Here is a 17360-nt window from a genome sequence, read left to right as displayed (position 1 = left end):
GAGGAGGCCGTGAGCACCGCGGCATGAGGCGGTGCCGCCGTCCGGAGCGGGACGGCGGCACCGCTTTCGCGTGCCCGGCCTCAGCCGGCCGGGTGGATCTTGAAGATGGTGTGCTGCCCGGAGACCGTGCTGCGGGCCGAGCCGGTCAGGCCGGCGTAGTGGTCGGTGCCGCTGGTGATCGCGGAACTGCTCGTCCACGGCGGGTTGCCCGCCCAGTCGTCCATGCCGAGCAGCGTGATCTGCCCGTGCCGGGTGCGCAGCACGCGCGTGCACTGCGCGACGACGCCGTGCGGAGTCGCCTGAACCGCCGAGCAGCGCGCGCGGCCGTCACCGGCCCGCTTCCTTTTCCCGTCGGAAAGGGAGAAATAGGTGACCCACGAATCGCCCGGCTTGACCTGCGCCGGCTGGGTGTTCACGACATTCTCCGCGTGGAATACGAGCTCGGCGGACTTGGGCTTCGGAACGGACGTGAGGGTGGACGTGTTGGATGCGGCGGACGCGTTGGCGGACGGGGACGCGGTCGTGGAGGCCGACGCCGCGACCGGCGGAAGAATAGCGATCGAAGCACCCGAGAACGCCATGACCAGCGCGGTCGTGGCATAACGGGTACGAAGCGAGAACCCTGACATTTCTACTCCAACTCGGGAATCGGGGGATGCGGAGAGAGTGGCCGCTTTTCATGTGAAGCGGCAGAACATTGTGTCCGCTCCGCCTCGCCAATCGCAACGATCAGATTCGCGACATAATCGCATTCCCTCTGCAAGTCAGCATAAAAAGCACCGCTATTTTTTGCGCTCAGGAAATACCCGGCGAATCGCCCCCAAACCCCAGCGGCGGGCGGCGTTCTGATCTTGGGTGGGGGCCGGCCGGGCGAATCCGGACAGACCTTGGCAACGCGCCGGAGGGTTCCATAACGCGGCGATAGGGACCAAACGATAGCTCCGCGACTGCCGTGAGCGCAGTTACGGTGACGGCACCCCCGAACACCGAGGAGAGCCCATGCTCCGCAGACGCACCGTTACCGCCGGATGCGCTCTAGCAGTAAGTGTCCTCACCATCATGGCCGCCCCGGCCGTCGCAGACCGCGCACCGGCCGCCGCGACCGGCGTCACCGCACAACCCGCTCCCGCCATGATCGACGCGATGAGCCGTGACCTCGGCATCACCAGGGAGCAGGCCGAGTCCCGCCTGCTCAACGAGGCCCGCTTCACCGGCGTCGAGGCCAAGGTCAAGGGCCAGCTCGGCGACAGCTTCGCCGGGTCGTGGCTCAGCGGAGCCACCTCCGGCACGCTGACCGTCGCCACCACCGACGCCGCCGCCGCGTCCGCCATCACCGGTTCCGGCGTCCAGGCCAAGGTCGTCCAGCGCAGCCTCGCCTCGCTCGACGCCACCAAGGCCGCCCTCGACAAGGCCGCCGCCGCCCAGACGCCCAAGTCGAGCCCGGTGTGGTACGTCGACGTGCCGAGCAACACTGTCGTCGTCCAGACCTCCCAGCCCTCGGACGCCGAGGCCTTCGTCGCCGCCAGCGGCGTGGACAAGTCCATGGTCAAGATCGAGCAGTCGAGCGAGGCGCCGCAGACCTTCTACGACGTGCGCGGCGGCGACGCGTACTACATCAACAACTCGGCCCGCTGCTCGGTCGGCTTCGCGGTGAAGCGCGGCAGCACGCCGGGCTTCGTCAGCGCCGGCCACTGCGGCAGGGCGGGCAACAGCACGACCGGGTACAACCAGGTCTCCCAGGGCACCTTCCAGGGCTCGTCCTTCCCGACCAACGACTACTCGTGGGTCGCGGTGAACAGCAACTGGACGCCCAGGGGGATCGTGTCGTACGGCAACGTGACGGTCAAGGGCTCCACCGTCGCGGCCGTCGGCGCGTCGATCTGCCGGTCGGGCTCCACCACCGGCTGGCACTGCGGCACCGTCCAGCAGCGCAACACCAGCGTCACCTACTCGCAGGGCACGGTGTACGAGGTGACCCGCACCAACGTGTGCGCCGAGCCCGGTGACTCCGGCGGCTCCTTCATCTCCGGCAGCCAGGCCCAGGGCGTCACCTCCGGCGGCTCCGGCAACTGCTCCTCCGGCGGCACGACGTACTTCCAGCCGGTCAACGAGATCCTCTCGGTCTACGGCCTCACCCTGGTGACCGGCTGACAGACCGGGTGACCGGCTCAAGAACCCCGTAAGCACCCCCCGGCATCACCAAGGCGCCGCCATCCCTCACGGGGTGGCGGCGCCCTCCCATGTGCGGGGGGCGCCTCAGGCGGGGAGGTTGAGCCAGTAGAAGCCGTGGCCCGCGAGATTGAGTGGATAGGGCTCGTGGCCGATCGGCAGGAAGCGGGACCCTCCGAAGGCCTCCACGGGAGTGCGGTTGGCGTACCCGGCGAGGTCGAGCCTGGCCGACTGGGCGAACCTGGAGAAGTTGACCACGCACAGCACCTGGTCGGCCTGGTGCGAGCGGATGTAGGCGAACACGGCGGGGTTGGTGGAGGCGACCTCCTCGAACCTGCCGACGCCGAAGGCGGGATTGTGCCGGCGCAGTTCGATGACGCGCCGCGTGAAGTGCAGCAGCGAACGGCTCCGCCGCTGCGCCTCGACGTTCGTCGCCTGGTACCCGTACACCGAGTCCATCAGGACGGGCAGGACGAGCCGGTCGGGCTCGCTGTGCGAGAAGCCGGCGTTGCGGTCGGGCGACCACTGCATGGGCGTGCGCACGCTCTCGCCGCCGCGCAGCATGAGGTTGTCGCCCATGCCGATCTCGTCGCCGTAGTACAGCATGGGGGACCCCGGGAGCGACATCATGAGCGCCGTGCACAGCTCCAGCAGGCTGCGCTCGTTGTCCGCCAGCGGCGCGAGGCGCCGCCTGATGCCGGTCTCTGTGCGCATGCGCGGCGCCGTGGCGTACTCGCGGAACAGGTACGCGCGCTCGCGCTCGTCGAGCGAGGCCAGGGAGAGCTCTTCGCTGTTGCGCAGGAAGACGCCCCACTGGCAGCTCGGCGCGATGGCGGGCAGCCGGGTCAGCACGTCGGAGACCGGCTGGTGGTTCTCGCGCCGGATGGCCAGGAAGATGCGCGGGATCAGCGAGGTGTAGAGCACCATGTGGCACTCGTCGCCGGTCACGGGGTCGCCGAAGTAGGCCGCGGCGTCGGCGGGCCGGCGGTTGGCGTCCGCCATGAGCACCCGGCCGGGATAGAGCTTCTCGACCTCGGCGCGCAGCCTCTTGAGGTAGTCGTGCGTCTCGGCGAGGCCCTCTCCCGAGGTGCCCTCGCGCTCGTAGAGGAAGGGCGCGGAGACCAGCCGGTAGCCGTCGACGCCGAGATCGAGCCAGTGGCGCACGACGTCGAGCATGGCTTCCTGCACGGCCGGCTCGTCGAAGTTCAGGTCGGGCTCGGCCGCGTGGAACCGGTGCCAGTAGTAGGCGCGGCGCACCGGATCGTAGGTCCAGCCTTGCGTGTCACCGCTCCCCCGCGTGTACGGTGCCTCGGCCTCAACGGCGTCTCGCCAGACGTAGAAGCCGCCGTACGGGCCGGCGGGGTCGGCCCTGGACCGGCGGAACCACTCGTGCTGGTCACTCGTGTGGTTGAGCACCAGGTCGAGCACGACGCGGATGTCCTTGCGGTGGGCGGCGTCGATCAGCTCGACGAAGTCCTGCCGAGTCCCTAAATCAGGATTTATCGCGAGAAAGTCGGAGATGTCGTAGCCGTCGTCGTGGAGCGGCGAGCCGAACACCGGGGACAGGATCAGGCAGGTGACCCCGAGCCAGCCGAGGTAGTCGAGCTTGTTGATGAGCCCGCGCAGGTCGCCGACCCCGTCGCCGTCGGAGTCGGAGAAACTCCGCACCCGCACCTCGTAGAAGACGGCCTTCTTGTACCAGAGCGGGTCGCGCAGCGGCGCCCGCGCGGCGTCCTCGTCAAGGCCGGTGAGGGACGTGCCTCGGTGCCGGGCCAGCACGCGCCGCGCGGCCAGCCCGACCTCCTCGGCCGGATCGGCGCGCAGGTCGGCCAGCGCGCGCTCGGCCGTCGCGACCTGGATGGCGTCCGCCGACAGCAGCCACAGGCCGATCTCCTCGACGGCCATGACCCGGGCGGCGACCCGCCCGCTGTGCATCAGCGCGGCGACGTCGGGCGGCAGCACCCCGGGACGTACGGGGGCGCGGGCGATCCACAGGTCGCCGCCGACCCTGCTGTCGATCGTGGGCGTCTGGTTGCGCCCGCTGTAGCCGAGCCGCTCGCGGGCGTGGTCGAAGGCCTCGCGGACGCTGACCCACCCGTTGCCGTCACCGTCGGCCGCGCCGGTCTCGATGCCCTCGAAGAACGCGCTGCCGAAGACCGAGGGGAGCGCCTGGCCCGACTCGTCCTCGGCCTCGTGCGCCCGCTGGATCGCGCTGGCCGCGACGATGACCACCCGTTCGAGGTCGCCGCGCTGCTGCCGGCTGCGCGGGAAGGCCCCGGCGTAGCAGCAGTCGAGGACGATGGCCACGCGGCGCGCCCGGCACCTGTCGAGACAGTCGCGGACGTACTCGGCCGGCACCGCCGAGGGGAGCAGCCGCTCGGGGTCGGTCTCGATCGTGGCGAGGTAGAGGCGGCCGTCGGCGTCCTTCACCCCGTGCCCGGAGAAGTAGGCGAACAGGAAGTCGTCCGGCTCGGCCGACACGAAGAAGTCGTAGATGCGCTCGCGCACGGTCACGAGGTCGGCGTCGTACAGGATGCCCACGGGGTCGAAGCCGCCGAGCAGCGGGTCGGAGAGCACCCGCCGCATGATCGCGGCGTCCTTGGCGGGCGACTCAAGGTCGGGCAGGGAGGGGTGGCGGTAGTGGCCGGTGGCGATCGCCAGGGCGCGCCGGTGGCCGCCCAGGCGAAGATCTTCGCCCAGCGCCTCAGTCACGGTCGGCTCGGTCCTCGTATTCCTTGAGAATGGCCACGAGCCGCTCGGCGGACTCCTCGGAGTGCCCTTCGATGGTCACCTTCTGCCCGTTGGGGAACTCCAGGCGCGCGCGGTTGCCCGCGTTGCGCCGGAGGAAGTCGCGGATCACCGAGACCGCCGGACGGACCACCCAGATGTAGATCGAGATGGCGAGCGCGCCCTCCTGCATGAGCGCGGGGGCGCGGGTGCCCGCGGCCGGCTCGCCGGACGCCACCGGCTCGGCGGCGGTGACCCCGTCGATCTGCAGGATCTCGTCGCGCAGGCGGCGCGTGCTCTCGGCGAGCGCCTCGGTCTCGCCCGGGTCGATGGGTTCGAGCCTGACGATGAATGGCTGTGGCTCCATGGAGGAATTCTGCCCGACTTGCCCTTTGGCGGGTACCCGTTCGGCGCCGCCGCGTAGCGATATGTGATCTAGCCCGCCATACGGCGTGGACAAGTAACCCCATGAGGGGTATACAGGGGGGATAACCCGTTCATAACCCCAGTCTAGGAGCGCGAGCGATGCCGAAGATCAACGTCTACCTGCCGGACGAGCTCGCCGAGGCGGTCAAGGAGTCGGGGGTGCCGGTCTCCGCCGTGTGCCAGCGGGCCCTGGAGCAGGCGGTGCGCCGCGTCACCGCCATCCGGGAGACCGCGCTCGGCGACCTGGACCTCGACGACCCCACCGCGCGGCTCGCCCATTTCACCGGCCGGGCACGCATGGTGCTCAAGCTCGCCGTGGAACAGGCACGTGCGGACGGCGCTCCGAGCGTCGGCACGCAGCACCTGCTCGGCGGCATGCTGGCCGAGGGCGGCAACCTCGCCCTGCACGTGCTCCGCGCCGTGGAGATCGAGCCCGAGCAGCTCGGCCGCCACCTCGCCCGCGAGTCATCCGGGACGGAGGACGACGAGGACGGTACGGCACGGCACTTCAGCAGCCCAGCGGCCAACGCCCTGGAGCTGGCCGTCACCGAGGCCACCGCTCTCGGGCACAACTACGTCGGCTGCGAGCACCTCCTGCTCGGCCTGGTCGCCGAACCCGACGGCACCGCGGGTCAGGTGCTGCGCGCCCTCGGCGCCGAGCCCCGGCTGACCCGCCGCGCCGTCGCCGCCGCCCTGGCGGGGTACGTGCACCTCCGGGCGCAGAGCCAGGCAGCCGGCCCGGCGATGCCTGCGGATACGGCGAAAGCACTGGCCACCGCGGTCCGCCAGGAGGTCCAACCACTGATCCGGCGCATCGAGCGCCTGGAGGAGCGCCTCAACACGGCTCCCGAAGCCTGACAGCGAACAATGCCGCCACCCGGCGGGAGTGTCATCCCTAGCAGCGGATCCCCGAGTCCCGAGACGGACAGACCCCGTGCTCGGGGATCGGATATCGGGCGGAGCCATCCCATGGACCGATTACCGAAGACCGTACGTGCCCTGTCCTGCGCCATCGTCTTCTTCGGCTGGCTGTGGACAGCCCAAGGAGCACCTTGTCGCAGCACTCCTTCGACGTCCCGAGCAGCAGCGCCGGACGGTGCCCAGCGACCCGAAGACGACCAGCTCCGGAGGCCGCCCCGGAAACCAGACAATCCGAAAGAGCCGAGCCGCCACAGAGACCACCCATGACCGCGAGACGAAGTTGAACGATTACTTATCGTGGAAGAGTTGGCTTTCCTAGTATGCCTGCATACTATGAAGGAGGGCTGCGGTGGGGTGGCGTCTTGAGATGGTCGGAGAAGTGAAGGAGTGGCTGCACACGATCCGCGTGGAAGACCGGATCACCGCTCGGCTGATCGGTCAGGCGATCCAGACCCTGATCGAGATCGGACCGGACTTGGGCCGGCCGCTCGTCGACAGGATCAGGGGGTCGGCCATACAGAACTTGAAGGAGCTCCGCCCGGGCTCCGCAGGCCCAAGTGAGATCAGGATCCTGTTCGCCTTCGATCCCAGGCGCACTGCCGTGCTTCTCGTCGGAGGAGACAAATCAGGACAATGGGATTCCTGGTATGAGAAAGCGATTCCACTCGCCGAAGCGCGTTTCGCCGAGTGGGTCGAGCTACTCGAACATGGATCGAAGGGACACGGTCGATGACCACTTTTCACGAGTGGGATGCTGTCAAGCGAGAGATCTTCGATGACGAGGACATCGCGGCGATCGACGAGGGCACCGCGGAGATGGCGGCCGCGATCAGGCTGTCCCAGGTACGCAAGCAACTCGGCCTACGGCAGGCGGACGTCGCGGAGAGGATGCACGTCCGCCAAGAACGGGTTTCCGCGATCGAGCGTGGCGACCCCGCATCCACGACGCTGAGCACGCTCATCTCCTACGTGCAGGCCCTGGGTGGAAGACTTGACGTCGTGGCAACGGTGGACGGCACCCACTACAAGATCGCCTGACCCACCGACCGCATCCGCGCCCGCCCCCTGCGACCCAGCCGACACCGGGGACCCGCCTTCGCACCACCCGCGTCCGCATCCCGACCCAGTGCGACCCGCGGAAACTGTCACCCGTCGTGCCCTCGCGCAGAGCGCGTGGCCATCGTCTGCTTCGGCTGCACCAGCACCGAACCGTCGGGATCTCTTCGAGTCGCGTACGACATAAGGCTTGTGAGCGTCCAGCGTGAGCGACACTCCAGCCGGGGCGAGGCCTGCGGATCGTCAGCATGCTGGCCAAGGAATGGGGCGTCACCCACCGAGGCACAACCCTCACCACCTGGTGCGAACTGCGCGCCTGATGCCAGACCGGCTGCCGGCCACCTACCGCCGCACCCATGGCATGACCTCCTTCCACGGCTGCTCTCCCTCCACGATGACCGCCTGACAGCACTTTCGTCGTTGTCAGACAAAAGTCCCGCATTGTTGGAAGAACTATCTTCACAAACCATCAAAAGATGGCTTACCGTCGGGGCGATCACCACGTTCGCCGAGGACCTGTGAGGCGAACACGCACCGAGGAAAGGAAACTCCGCCATGCCCCCCAGGCGGCCGACCGGACGCGCCAGAAGATGGATCGCGCAGACATGCGCCCTAGCCATAGCCCTGACAGGCCTCACCGTGGTCACCGTGGCCGGCCCCGCCCAGGCGCACGCGGCGGCCCTGGACCCCGCCGACTACCAGCGCGTGGAGATGGCCAAAGGGGTCGCCGACATGGGCGAGCCGATGACCATGACCGTGCTGCCCGACCTGTCCGTGCTGCACACCTCCCGCGAAGGGATCCTGCGGCGCACCGACGCGCTCGGCGACACCGCCGTGGTCGGCGCCCTGAACGTCTACAGCCACGACGAGGAGGGGCTCCAGGGAGTCGCCGCCGATCCGGGCTTCGCGACCAACCGGTTCATCTACCTCTACTACGCACCTCGCCTCAACACCCCCGACGGCGACGCTCCGGCCACCGGTTCGGACTTCTCCGCCTGGAAGGGGGTGAACCGGCTGTCCAGGTTCGCGGTCAAGCCCGACTGGACCCTGGACATGGCCAGTGAGGTCAAGGTGCTGGACGTGTCGGCCGACCGGGGCATCTGCTGCCACGTGGGCGGCGACATGGACTTCGACGCCGCGGGCAACCTCTACCTGAGCACCGGCGACGACAGCAACCCCTTCGACTCGTCGGGCTACTCCCCGCTTGACGAGCGGACCGACCGCAACCCCGCCTACGACGCCCAGCGCAGCGCCGGGAACACCAACGACCTGCGCGGCAAGATCCTGCGGATCAAGGTCAAGCCAGATGGAACCTACGACATCCCCGAGGGCAACCTGTTCCCGCCGGGGACCGCGAGCACCAGGCCCGAGATCTACGCCATGGGCTTCCGCAACCCGTTCCGGCTGAGCGTCGACAAGTCCACCGGCATCGTCTACGTGGGCGACTACGGCCCCGACGCGGGCACCAGCGACCCCAACCGAGGGCCGAGCGGCCAGGTGGAGTTCGACCGTGTCACCGGCCCCGGCAACTACGGCTGGCCGTACTGCACGGGCACCAACACGCTGGCCGAGACCTACAACGAGTTCACCTTCCCTTCGGGGCCTTCCGGCCAGAAGTACGACTGCGCCGCGGGCGGACCGACCAACAACTCGTTCCGCAACACCGGCCTGAGCAAGCTCCCGCCCGCCCAGCCCGCCTGGATCAGGTACGGCGGTGACGCCGGCTCGCCGCCGGAGTTCGGCGGCGGCTCCGAGTCCCCCATGGGCGGGCCGGTCTACCATTACGACGCCGACCTGAAGTCCGCGGTCAAGTTCCCCGAGGACCTGGACGGTCACTTCTTCGCCGGCGAGTTCGGCCGTCGCTGGATCAAGGCGATCGACGTGAAGGCCGACGGGACCCGCGGCGACATCGTGGACTTCCCGTGGACCGGCACCCAGGTGATGGACCTGGCGTTCGGCCCGGACGGCGCGCTGTACGTGCTGGACTACGGCTCGGGCTACTTCGGCGGCGACCAGAACTCCGCCTTGTACCGTTTCGAGTACATCAAGGGCCGCGACCGTTCACCGATCGCCGTGGCCAAGGCCGACAAGACGTCGGGCAGGACCCCGCTGACCGTGACGTTCTCCTCGGCCGGCTCCGCCGACCCGGAGGGCGCCGCGCTCACCTACGCCTGGGACTTCGGCGACGGCACTACCTCCACTACCCCGAACCCGGTCAAGACGTACACGACCGACGGCCAGTACAGCGCGAAGCTCACGGTGAGCGACCCTGCCGGCAATACCGGCACCGCGAGCGTACTCATCACGGTCGGCAACACGGCGCCCACCGTGGCCGTGGAGCTGCCCGACGAGGGCCAGCTGTTCCAGTGGGGCGACACCGTCCCCTTCAAGATCAAGGTGACCGACCCGGAGGACGGCGACATCGACTGCGCGAAGGTCAAGATGACCTACGTGCTCGGCCACGACAGCCACGGTCACCAGATCACCTCGAAGAACGGCTGCTCGAGCGACCTCACCATCCCGGTCGACGGCGAGCACGACGACGCCGCGAACATCTTCGCGGTGTTCGACGCCGAGTACACCGACAAGGGCGGCCTGACCACGCACACCCAGCACATCCTGCAGCCGCGGCACCGGCAGGCCGAGCACTACACGGCCGCGTCGGGAGTCAACCCCATCAGCAAGGGGCAGGCGCACGGCGGCAAGACGGTGGGTGACATCAACAACGGTGACTGGATCTCGTTCAAGCCGTACAAGCTGACCGGCGCCAAGGGAATCACCGCCCGCGTCTCCTCCGGCGGGAAGGGCGGCACCATCGAGGTGCGCGCCGGATCGCCGACCGGCACCCTGCTGGGCAAGGTCAGCGTGCCGGTGACCGGCGGCTGGGAGACCTTCGTCGACGTCTCGGCGCCACTGTCGAACGCACCGGCCGGAACGACACAGCTCTACCTGTTCTTCAAGGGCAATGACGGCGCGCTCTTCGACGTGGACGACTTCACGCTGACGGCCGAGCCGCCGAGCGGGGGCCCGACCGTCGGCCCCATCACCAGCGTCGGCGGCCGGTGCCTCGACGTCGCCGGCGCCAACCCGGCCAACGGCACCAACGTGCAGCTCTGGGAGTGCAACGACACCGGGGCTCAGGTCTGGACCGTCAGCGGCTCCACGATCCGGTCACTCGGCAAGTGCCTGGACGTCGACGGCGGCCGCACCGCCGACGGCACCAGGGTTCAGATCTGGGACTGCGTCGCCGGCGTCGGCGCGCAGAACTGGACCTTCGGGTCGGACGGCACGCTGAAGAACCCGCAGTCGGGCAAGTGCCTCGACGGCTCGAACGCCGGGCAGATGGTCATCAAGACCTGTGACGGCAGCGACGCGCAGAAGTGGAAGATGCCGGCCGGCGACGGCGGCAGCGGCGGCGCCGAGGGCGACGTCCTGGTCTTCTCGCGTACGGCCGGCTTCCGGCACGACTCCATCCCGGCCGGCATCCAGGCGATCAAGGACCTGGGCTTCAAGGTCACCGCGACCGAGGACCCGGGTGCCTTCACCGCCGACAACCTCGCCAAGTACAAGGCGGTGGTCTTCCTCAGCACCACCGGAGACGTACTGAACGACGCCCAGCAGGCCGCCTTCGAGTCCTACATCCACGCGGGCGGCGGGTACGTCGGCGTGCACGCCGCAGCCGACACCGAGTACGACTGGCCGTTCTACGGTGGCCTGGTCGGCGCGTGGTTCGCGTCCCACCCGGCGATCCAGCCGGCCACCGTCAAGGTGGAGGACCGGGCCCACGCGGCGACCGCCCACCTCGGCCCCATCTGGAACCGCACCGACGAGTGGTACGACTACCGCTCCAACGCCCGTAGCACCGCCCACGTGCTGGCCTCTCTCGACGAGTCCTCCTACTCCGGCGGCGGCATGGGTCCGGATCACCCGATCGCCTGGTGCAAGACCTACGAAGGCGGACGGTCGTTCTACACCGGCGGCGGGCACACCGCGGCCTCCTTCGCCGAGCCGGAGTTCCGCAAGCACCTGCTCGGCGGCATCAACTACGCGATGGGCGACGCCCAGGCGGACTGCCGTCCCGAGATCGGCTACACCTCGATCTACAACGGCAGCACGACGGGCTGGTCGCAGGCCGGGCCGGGCGGCTTCACCAACGCCGACGGCACCCTCACCTCGCAGGGCGGCCTCGGCATGCTGTGGTACAAGGCGAAGGAGTACAACTCCTACTCGCTGAAGCTGGACTGGAAGATGCGCGGCGACGACAACTCCGGTGTCTTCGTCGGCTTCCCCGCCTCCGACGACCCGTGGTCGGCGGTGAACAACGGCTACGAGATCCAGATCGACGCCACGGACGCGCCGGACAGGACGACCGGCTCGGTCTACAGCTTCAAGTCCGCGGATCTGGCGGCCCGCGACGCCGCGCTCAACCCGCCGGGGCAGTGGAACACCTACGAGATCCGGGTGGAGGGCGAGCGTCTGCAGGTCTTCCTCAACGGCGTGAGGATCAACGACTTCACCAACACCGATCCCAACCGGTCCCTGAAGCAGGGGTACGTGGGCATCCAGAACCACGGCGACGGCGACGAGGTGTCGTTCCGGAACATCCGGATCAAGGAGCTCGGCCCCGCGACGGGCGACGTGACCGTTCAGGCCGAGGCCTGGACGGAGGCCAACGGCGTGCAGCCCTACCCGCACGTCCCGGCGCACGGCGGCAGCGTGCTCGGCTTCGTCCACCCCGGCGACTGGGCCGCCTACGACGATGTGGACCTCACCGGCGTCACCGGCTTCACGGCCCGGGTGGCCTCACCCAACCCGTCCGGCGGCTTCGAGATCCGCACCGGTTCACCGACCGGGCCCGTGCTGGGCAGCGTCACCGTTCCGAACACCGGCGGCTGGGAGTCCTACGCCGATGTCTCCACGCCGCTCACGAACGTTCCTTCCGGAAGCACCAAGCTCTACCTGGTGTTCACCGGAGCGGACTTCGACGTGGACGACTTCACGCTCGTCCGCGGCCCGAAGGACACCAAGGCGCCGGTGACCAAGGCCGCCCTGGACCCGGCGGAGCAGCCCACCGGCTGGTACACCGCACCGGTGACAGTCAGCCTCACGGCCACCGACGAGGGTTCCGGGATCGACAAGACGGAATACAAGCTGGACGACGGCGAGTGGGCCGCCTACACCGACCCGTTCAAGGTTGAGAGCGACGGCACCCACAAGGTGTCCTTCCGCTCGAAGGACAAGGCGGGAAACCAGGAGGAGGCCAAGGACGTCACGCTGAAGCTGGACGCCACCAAGCCGGCGCTGACCATCGGCGGGCTGAACAACGACGGGAACTACGGCGACAGCGCCCAGATCACCGTCACCGCCGAGGGGAAGGACGAAGCGTCGGGGATCGACACCGTGACCGCCACGCTCGACGACAAGGCACTGGAGCTGGGCAGGCGTCTCGATCTGACGGCCGTTCCGCTCGGCACGCACACCGTCAAGGTGACCGCCAAGGACAAGGCCGGCAACACGACCGAGCAGGCCAGGACCCTGACGGTGACCACGTCGTTCGGCGATCTCACGACCCTGCTCGACAGGTATGCCATCAAGGGCTCGCTCGGGAGCCAGCTTCGCAACTACCTGAAGTCGGCGGGCAAGAGCTACGAGAAGGGCCACACCGAGGAGGCGCTCCATCATCTGCGCAAGTTCCGGGACAGAGCCGACGACGTGGCCGACCAGGCCGCCCGAGCGGTGCTGGTCCGTGACGCGGACGCTCTGATCGTCCGCCTGGGCGGCCAATCGTCCGCCGAGGGGATCGCCGCCAACGGCGGACGTCTCCTCCTGGACATGGCCAGGTGACCAGCCGGACGTAATGGGCCGCAGGAGGCGGTCGGCGTCCGCCGGCCGCCTCCCCTGCGCTCAGCGCCACCCGCACGGTTGCTTTTCGCAATTGGGAAGGCCGACTACAGACGAGTAACCATGTGCTCCGCGCATACTAGAACAGGTTTCAGCGGGGCATGCGGCGCCACAGTGAGCGGGGCAGCGCGCGCATCAGTGCGAAGGCCGGGCGGAGCTTTTTCGGCACCCAGACGGTCTCGGCGCCGTCGCGCAGGCCCTCGGCCACGGCGTCGGCGACCGCTCCCGGCGTGGTGGCCATGGGGGCGGGCGGCATGCCCGCGGTCATGCGCCCGGTGACGAACCCCGGGCGCACCACCATCACGCGGGCGCCTGAGCCGTGCAGGGCGTCTCCCAGGCCCTGGGCGAAGCCGTCCAGGCCCGCCTTGGCGGCCCCGTACACGAAGTTCGCGCGCCGTACGCGCACGCCCGCGACCGAGGACAGGACGACGAGCGTGCCGTGGCCCTGCTCGCGCAGCCGCCGGGCGGCGAACAGCCCCGCCGACACGTGACCGCCGAGGTTGACCGCCACCGACCCCGCCGCCGACACCGGATCGGCCTCGTACGCCGCCTGGTCGCCCAGCACGCCGAAGGCCGCGACCACGACGTCGAGGTCCCCGGCGAACTCCGCGGCGGCATCGATGACCTCGCCGTGCGTCTCCGGCTCCGCCGCGTCGAAGTGCAGCACGCGGACCTCGGCGCCGAGGCCCTTCAGCCGTACGGCCGCCGCCTCCGCCTCGCCGCGCGCGGCGAGCACGACCCGCCGGGCCCCGTCGCGGACGAGCCGCTCCACGATGGCGAGGCCGATCTCGCTGCGCCCGCCGAGAAGCAGCACCGTGTCCACCGAGCCCAAGGCGTTCTTCACGGGGCGGTCTCCTCGTCGGATCCATACTTCGCTCGGTTCACAGCGAGAGTCTCCTTGCCAGGTCGGAGCGGAAGACTTCACCAGGGTCGACGCTCTCCCGTATCTTGCGCCATTCCGCCAGCCGCGGGTACATCACGGGCAGCAGCTCGGCCCGCATGCGCGCGTCCTTGGCGAGGTAGAGGCGCCCGCCCGCGCCGGCGACCCACTCGTCGAACTCCCGCAGCAGCCCGGCCAGCCCCGTCTGGCCCGCAGGGATGTCGAGCGCGAGCGTCCAGCCCGGCATCGGGAAGGACAGCATGCCCGGCGTGCCCGGCCCGAAGCGCTTGAGCACGGTCAGGAAGGACACCACCCCCTCGGCCGACAGGCGGGACACCACGCGCCGGAGCGTGCCCTCCTCGCCGAACGGCACGACGAACTGGTACTGCACGAACCCCCGTGACCCGTAGACGCGGTTCCACCCGTCCACGAAGTCCAGCGGGTGGAAGAAGGGGGCGAGGTCCTGGATGACCCGCCGCTCGCGCGACTTGGCGTACCAGGCCTCGTTGAACGCGCGCACGGTCAGCCCGTTGAGCAGGCCGTTCGGCGCCCACGGCGGGGCGGGCAGCCGCGAGGAGGGGGCGAAGGCCAGGGGGTCGGCACCGGCCGGAAGCTCGTCCCTGCGGGCGTGGTCTCCCCGGGTGAGCACGCTGCGGCCCATCCGGGAGCCCCGGGCGAGCAGGTCGATCCACGCGACGGTGTAGCGGTAACGGTCGTCGGTGGCCGTCATGACCTCCAGCGTGTGGTCGAGGTCGCGGGTGCGCTCGACGTCCACGCGCACGCGGGAGGTCTCGACGGGGACGCAGGCGAAGCTCACCTCGGTGATCAGCCCGGTCAGGCCCATGCCACCCACGGTGGCCCAGAAGAGCTCGTCCCCCGGCCCGAGCACGCGGCTGGTGCCGTCCGCCGTGACCAGCGTGAGCGACCGCAGGTGCGCGCCGAAGGAGGAGTCGACGTGGTGGTTCTTGCCGTGCACGTCGGCCGCGACGGCTCCGCCGAGGGTGACATGGCGGGTGCCGGGTGTGACCGGGACGAACCATCCCCTCGGGACGAGCGCGAGCATCAGGTCGTGCAGGCTCATCCCGGCCGTCGCGGTCACCACACCGGTGTCCGGATCCAGCGACCAGCGCGCTTCCATCCCCGCGACGTCCACCACCACGCCGCCCGCGTTCTGGGCGGCGTCCCCGTACGCCCGGCCGAGCCCGCGCGCGATCAGGCCGCGCGAGGACGCCCCGGCGATCAGGGCGGAGAGCTCCGGCGCCGTGCGGGGGGCGACGAGCGTGGCGGGCGTGGGAGCGGTGCGCCCCCAGCCGGACAGGAAGGTCATCTCACGTAGATTCCGACGACGAGCAGGACGACGAGCAGGGCGGTGTAGAGCTGCAACGGCCGGTCGCGCAGCGCGAGCTCCTCAGGCTCCTCCCCTATCCCCCGGTCGACCAGCAGGTTGTGCCGGAGCACGATGAGGACGAACGGGACGATGCTCACACCATAGAGGGTGTCCGCGTGGATCTGGAGCGCCCACAGGCAGTACGTGACGATCATCGCGCCCGAGGCCATGGAGCGGACGTGCGCGAGGTAGCTCGGGGTGTAGGTCACCAGGGTCGCACGGGTGCCGTTCGTGCCCTGGTTGCGCATCTCGGCCTCCCGCTTGCCCACCACCACCTGGAGCGAGCCGAGCGAGACCACCACCAGGAACCAGCTCGTCACGGGCACGCCCACCGCGACCGCCCCGGCGAAGGCCCTGATCACATGGCATCCCGCGACGGCGACGAGGTCGACGACCACCTCGTGCTTGAGCCAGTAGGTGTAGGACAGGGTCAGGACGAGGTAGCCGGCCACGACCGCGGGCAGCCGCCAGCCGCCGGCGAGGAAGGCGAACGCGGGCGCCGCCAGGATGAACAGGACCCCGGCCGCGCGCGCGGCCCGCACCGGCACGATGCCGGCGGCGATGGGACGCAGGCGCTTGCGCGGGTGGCGGCGGTCGGCCTCGGCGTCGGCCGCGTCGTTGAGCAGGTACGCGCCGCTCGCCGCCAGGCAGAACGCCACGAACGCCACCATGGCGTCGAGCAGGCCCGCCGGGGTGGTCAGCACCCCGGCCGCGGCGGGGGCGGCGAAGACCAGGACGTTCTTCAGCCACTGGCGGGGACGGCACGCGCGCGCGAATCCCCTGATCCGCGCGCCCATGGTGAGGGCCGCCGGCACGGTGTCCGACGGCCGCACTCCCGTGTGCCCGGCGGTCACGAATCCCCGGCGCTCCCGCGCCGCGACGTCGCCGGGCGGCGCCGGACGACGAGGAAGGCCCCGGCGACGAGCACCAGCAGCCCGGCGACGAGCAGGACGACCGGGATCGTGGTCTTGATCAGGCCGATCTGGTCCCTGGACTCGATCGCCTTCTTCACCAGGTCGTCGGTGGTCTGCGGGGTGTACTTCGCGGTGGCGATCAGGGCCGGCTTGCGCTCGACGCCGTCCTCGGTCTTGAGCACCTCGTGACGCCGCTGCTCCTGCCTGACCGGCACGCCGCTCGTCGGCTCCACCCAGAACGTGACGGTGCCGTCGTACCAGCGGCCGAGCTGCACGTCACCGGCCTCGTCGATGCCCATCACGGAGGCGGGGGCGGTCACCGTCTGCGTCTTGGTGGCGGGCACCTGCTGCACGTACCTGTAGACCCGCAGCCCGTTGACGGTGTCCTCGCCGTCGAACACGGCGTCGTACGCCGCGCCCGTGCTGGAGTTGAACACCTTGTAGGTCTTCTTCTCCGCGCCGAACGGGAACAGGAAGATCTGCCCCTCCAGCTTCACCGGCTGCTTGTCGATGCTGGCCCCGCAGCAGTTGACCGCCGCCCCCGTGTACTTGTTGAAGGCGCTGCGGAACTCCGTCATCGAGATGCCGGGCCTGTCGTTGGTCACGTCGCTGACCGAGGTGAACTGGTCCCAGACGACCTTGTCGTCGGTGGAGTCCGTGACGTCGCCCCGGGTGGTGACGGTGATGTCCAGGGTTCCTGTGAGTACTTTCAGGTCACCGGCGCTGAAGTACTGGGCGTTGTCGGCGCTCAGCTTCGTGATGCCGTACTGATCGGCCGGCGCGGCAATGAGCCGATCCGCGACCTGGAACCTCACGAGCGGTGCCAGCGCGATCAGGAACGTGCCTACTCCTAAGAGAACAATTCCGACGACGCGGCCCATCGCTCCTCCTGGGGGTGCCCGCCGGGCCGGGCTTTTGTCCGGACGGCGGGGGTGTTCTTGCTCTCGACAACTGGTGACGGTACGCGCGGGGGTGCTCG

General features: G+C 69.6%; 13 protein-coding genes. 6 read left to right on the top strand and 7 right to left on the bottom strand.

The genetic code is table 11. The features are described 5' to 3' along the window. Window positions 1-80: 80 nt before the first annotated feature. On the bottom strand, window positions 81-416 hold the full coding sequence (locus OG589_RS44370; RefSeq protein ID WP_405144949.1) for a hypothetical protein: 336 nt from the start codon (window positions 414-416) through the stop codon (window positions 81-83). Here OG589_RS44370 and OG589_RS44365 point away from each other — a divergent pair. Together OG589_RS44365 and OG589_RS44360 are read left to right on the top strand one after the other, a co-directional pair. After that, window positions 409-603, top strand: a complete 195-nt coding sequence (locus tag OG589_RS44365; RefSeq protein ID WP_405144948.1) for a hypothetical protein — start codon at window positions 409-411, stop codon at window positions 601-603. The genes OG589_RS44370 and OG589_RS44365 overlap by 8 nt on opposite strands. Before the next feature lie 456 nt (window positions 604-1059). Then, window positions 1060-2151 (top strand): S1 family peptidase, encoded by a 1092-nt coding sequence (locus OG589_RS44360; protein ID WP_405144947.1) that lies wholly within the window; start codon window positions 1060-1062, stop codon window positions 2149-2151. A 105-nt stretch (window positions 2152-2256) separates the two neighbouring features. Here OG589_RS44360 and treS read toward each other — a convergent pair whose 3' ends face one another. Further along, the gene (gene treS / locus OG589_RS44355; RefSeq protein ID WP_405144946.1) at window positions 2257-4881 is read right to left on the bottom strand and encodes a maltose alpha-D-glucosyltransferase; all 2625 of its coding nucleotides are present in this window, start codon (window positions 4879-4881) and stop codon (window positions 2257-2259) included. Further along, the gene (locus OG589_RS44350; protein WP_405144945.1) at window positions 4874-5263 is read right to left on the bottom strand and encodes a hypothetical protein; all 390 of its coding nucleotides are present in this window, start codon (window positions 5261-5263) and stop codon (window positions 4874-4876) included. The genes treS and OG589_RS44350 overlap by 8 nt, the downstream gene beginning before the upstream one ends. 158 nt (window positions 5264-5421) lie before the next feature. Here OG589_RS44350 and OG589_RS44345 point away from each other — a divergent pair, with 158 nt between their 5' ends. The 4 genes from OG589_RS44345 (at window position 5422) to OG589_RS44330 (ending at window position 13143) form a co-directional block, all read left to right on the top strand. Next, a complete protein-coding gene (locus OG589_RS44345; protein WP_405144944.1) occupies window positions 5422-6180 on the top strand; it encodes a Clp protease N-terminal domain-containing protein in 759 nt (252 codons plus the stop codon). Window positions 6181-6592: 412 nt separating this feature from the next. Beyond that, the gene (locus OG589_RS44340; protein WP_405144943.1) at window positions 6593-6976 is read left to right on the top strand and encodes a type II toxin-antitoxin system RelE/ParE family toxin; all 384 of its coding nucleotides are present in this window, start codon (window positions 6593-6595) and stop codon (window positions 6974-6976) included. Then, on the top strand, window positions 6973-7281 hold the full coding sequence (locus tag OG589_RS44335) for a helix-turn-helix domain-containing protein (protein ID WP_405144942.1): 309 nt from the start codon (window positions 6973-6975) through the stop codon (window positions 7279-7281). The genes OG589_RS44340 and OG589_RS44335 overlap by 4 nt, the downstream gene beginning before the upstream one ends. A 666-nt stretch (window positions 7282-7947) precedes the next feature. Beyond that, on the top strand, window positions 7948-13143 hold the full coding sequence (locus tag OG589_RS44330) for a ThuA domain-containing protein (protein ID WP_405144941.1): 5196 nt from the start codon (window positions 7948-7950) through the stop codon (window positions 13141-13143). Window positions 13144-13291: 148 nt separating this feature from the next. On the opposite strand, the gene OG589_RS44325 is transcribed toward OG589_RS44330, so the two are convergent. Genes OG589_RS44325 through OG589_RS44310 form a run of 4 tightly spaced genes read right to left on the bottom strand, consistent with a single transcriptional unit; the run spans window position 13292 to window position 17262 of the window. After that, window positions 13292-14044 (bottom strand): SDR family NAD(P)-dependent oxidoreductase, encoded by a 753-nt coding sequence (locus tag OG589_RS44325; protein WP_405144940.1) that lies wholly within the window; start codon window positions 14042-14044, stop codon window positions 13292-13294. 37 nt (window positions 14045-14081) lie between these two features. Next, complete coding sequence (locus tag OG589_RS44320; protein WP_405144939.1) at window positions 14082-15407, bottom strand: FAD-binding protein; 1326 nt, start codon at window positions 15405-15407, stop codon at window positions 14082-14084. Next, window positions 15404-16264, bottom strand: a complete 861-nt coding sequence (locus tag OG589_RS44315) for a decaprenyl-phosphate phosphoribosyltransferase (RefSeq protein WP_405152243.1) — start codon at window positions 16262-16264, stop codon at window positions 15404-15406. The genes OG589_RS44320 and OG589_RS44315 overlap by 4 nt, the downstream gene beginning before the upstream one ends. Window positions 16265-16317: 53 nt before the next feature. Further along, window positions 16318-17262, bottom strand: coding sequence for a DUF3068 domain-containing protein (locus OG589_RS44310; protein WP_405144938.1), 945 nt, complete (start codon window positions 17260-17262; stop codon window positions 16318-16320). Window positions 17263-17360 lie beyond the last annotated feature (98 nt).

The sequence above is a fragment of the Sphaerisporangium sp. NBC_01403 genome (assembly GCF_045040145.1).
Taxonomy (GTDB): Bacteria; Actinomycetota; Actinomycetes; order Streptosporangiales; family Streptosporangiaceae; genus Sphaerisporangium; species Sphaerisporangium viridialbum.
Note: the sequence above shows the minus strand (reverse complement) of the source record. Positions and strands in the feature narration are given on the sequence as shown.

Bases quoted from the DNA above. Each gene is read 5' to 3' on its own strand.
- OG589_RS44360 (WP_405144947.1), top strand. From the start codon at position 1,060: ATGGCCGCCCCGGCCGTCGCAGACCGCGCACCGGCCGCCGCGACCGGC.
- OG589_RS44350 (WP_405144945.1), bottom strand. From the start codon at position 5,263: ATGGAGCCACAGCCATTCATCGTCAGGCTCGAACCCATCGACCCGGGC.
- OG589_RS44345 (WP_405144944.1), top strand. From the start codon at position 5,422: ATGCCGAAGATCAACGTCTACCTGCCGGACGAGCTCGCCGAGGCGGTC.
- OG589_RS44335 (WP_405144942.1), top strand. From the start codon at position 6,973: ATGACCACTTTTCACGAGTGGGATGCTGTCAAGCGAGAGATCTTCGAT.
- OG589_RS44320 (WP_405144939.1), bottom strand. From the start codon at position 15,407: ATGACCTTCCTGTCCGGCTGGGGGCGCACCGCTCCCACGCCCGCCACG.
- OG589_RS44315 (WP_405152243.1), bottom strand. From the start codon at position 16,264: ATGGGCGCGCGGATCAGGGGATTCGCGCGCGCGTGCCGTCCCCGCCAG.
- OG589_RS44310 (WP_405144938.1), bottom strand. From the start codon at position 17,262: ATGGGCCGCGTCGTCGGAATTGTTCTCTTAGGAGTAGGCACGTTCCTG.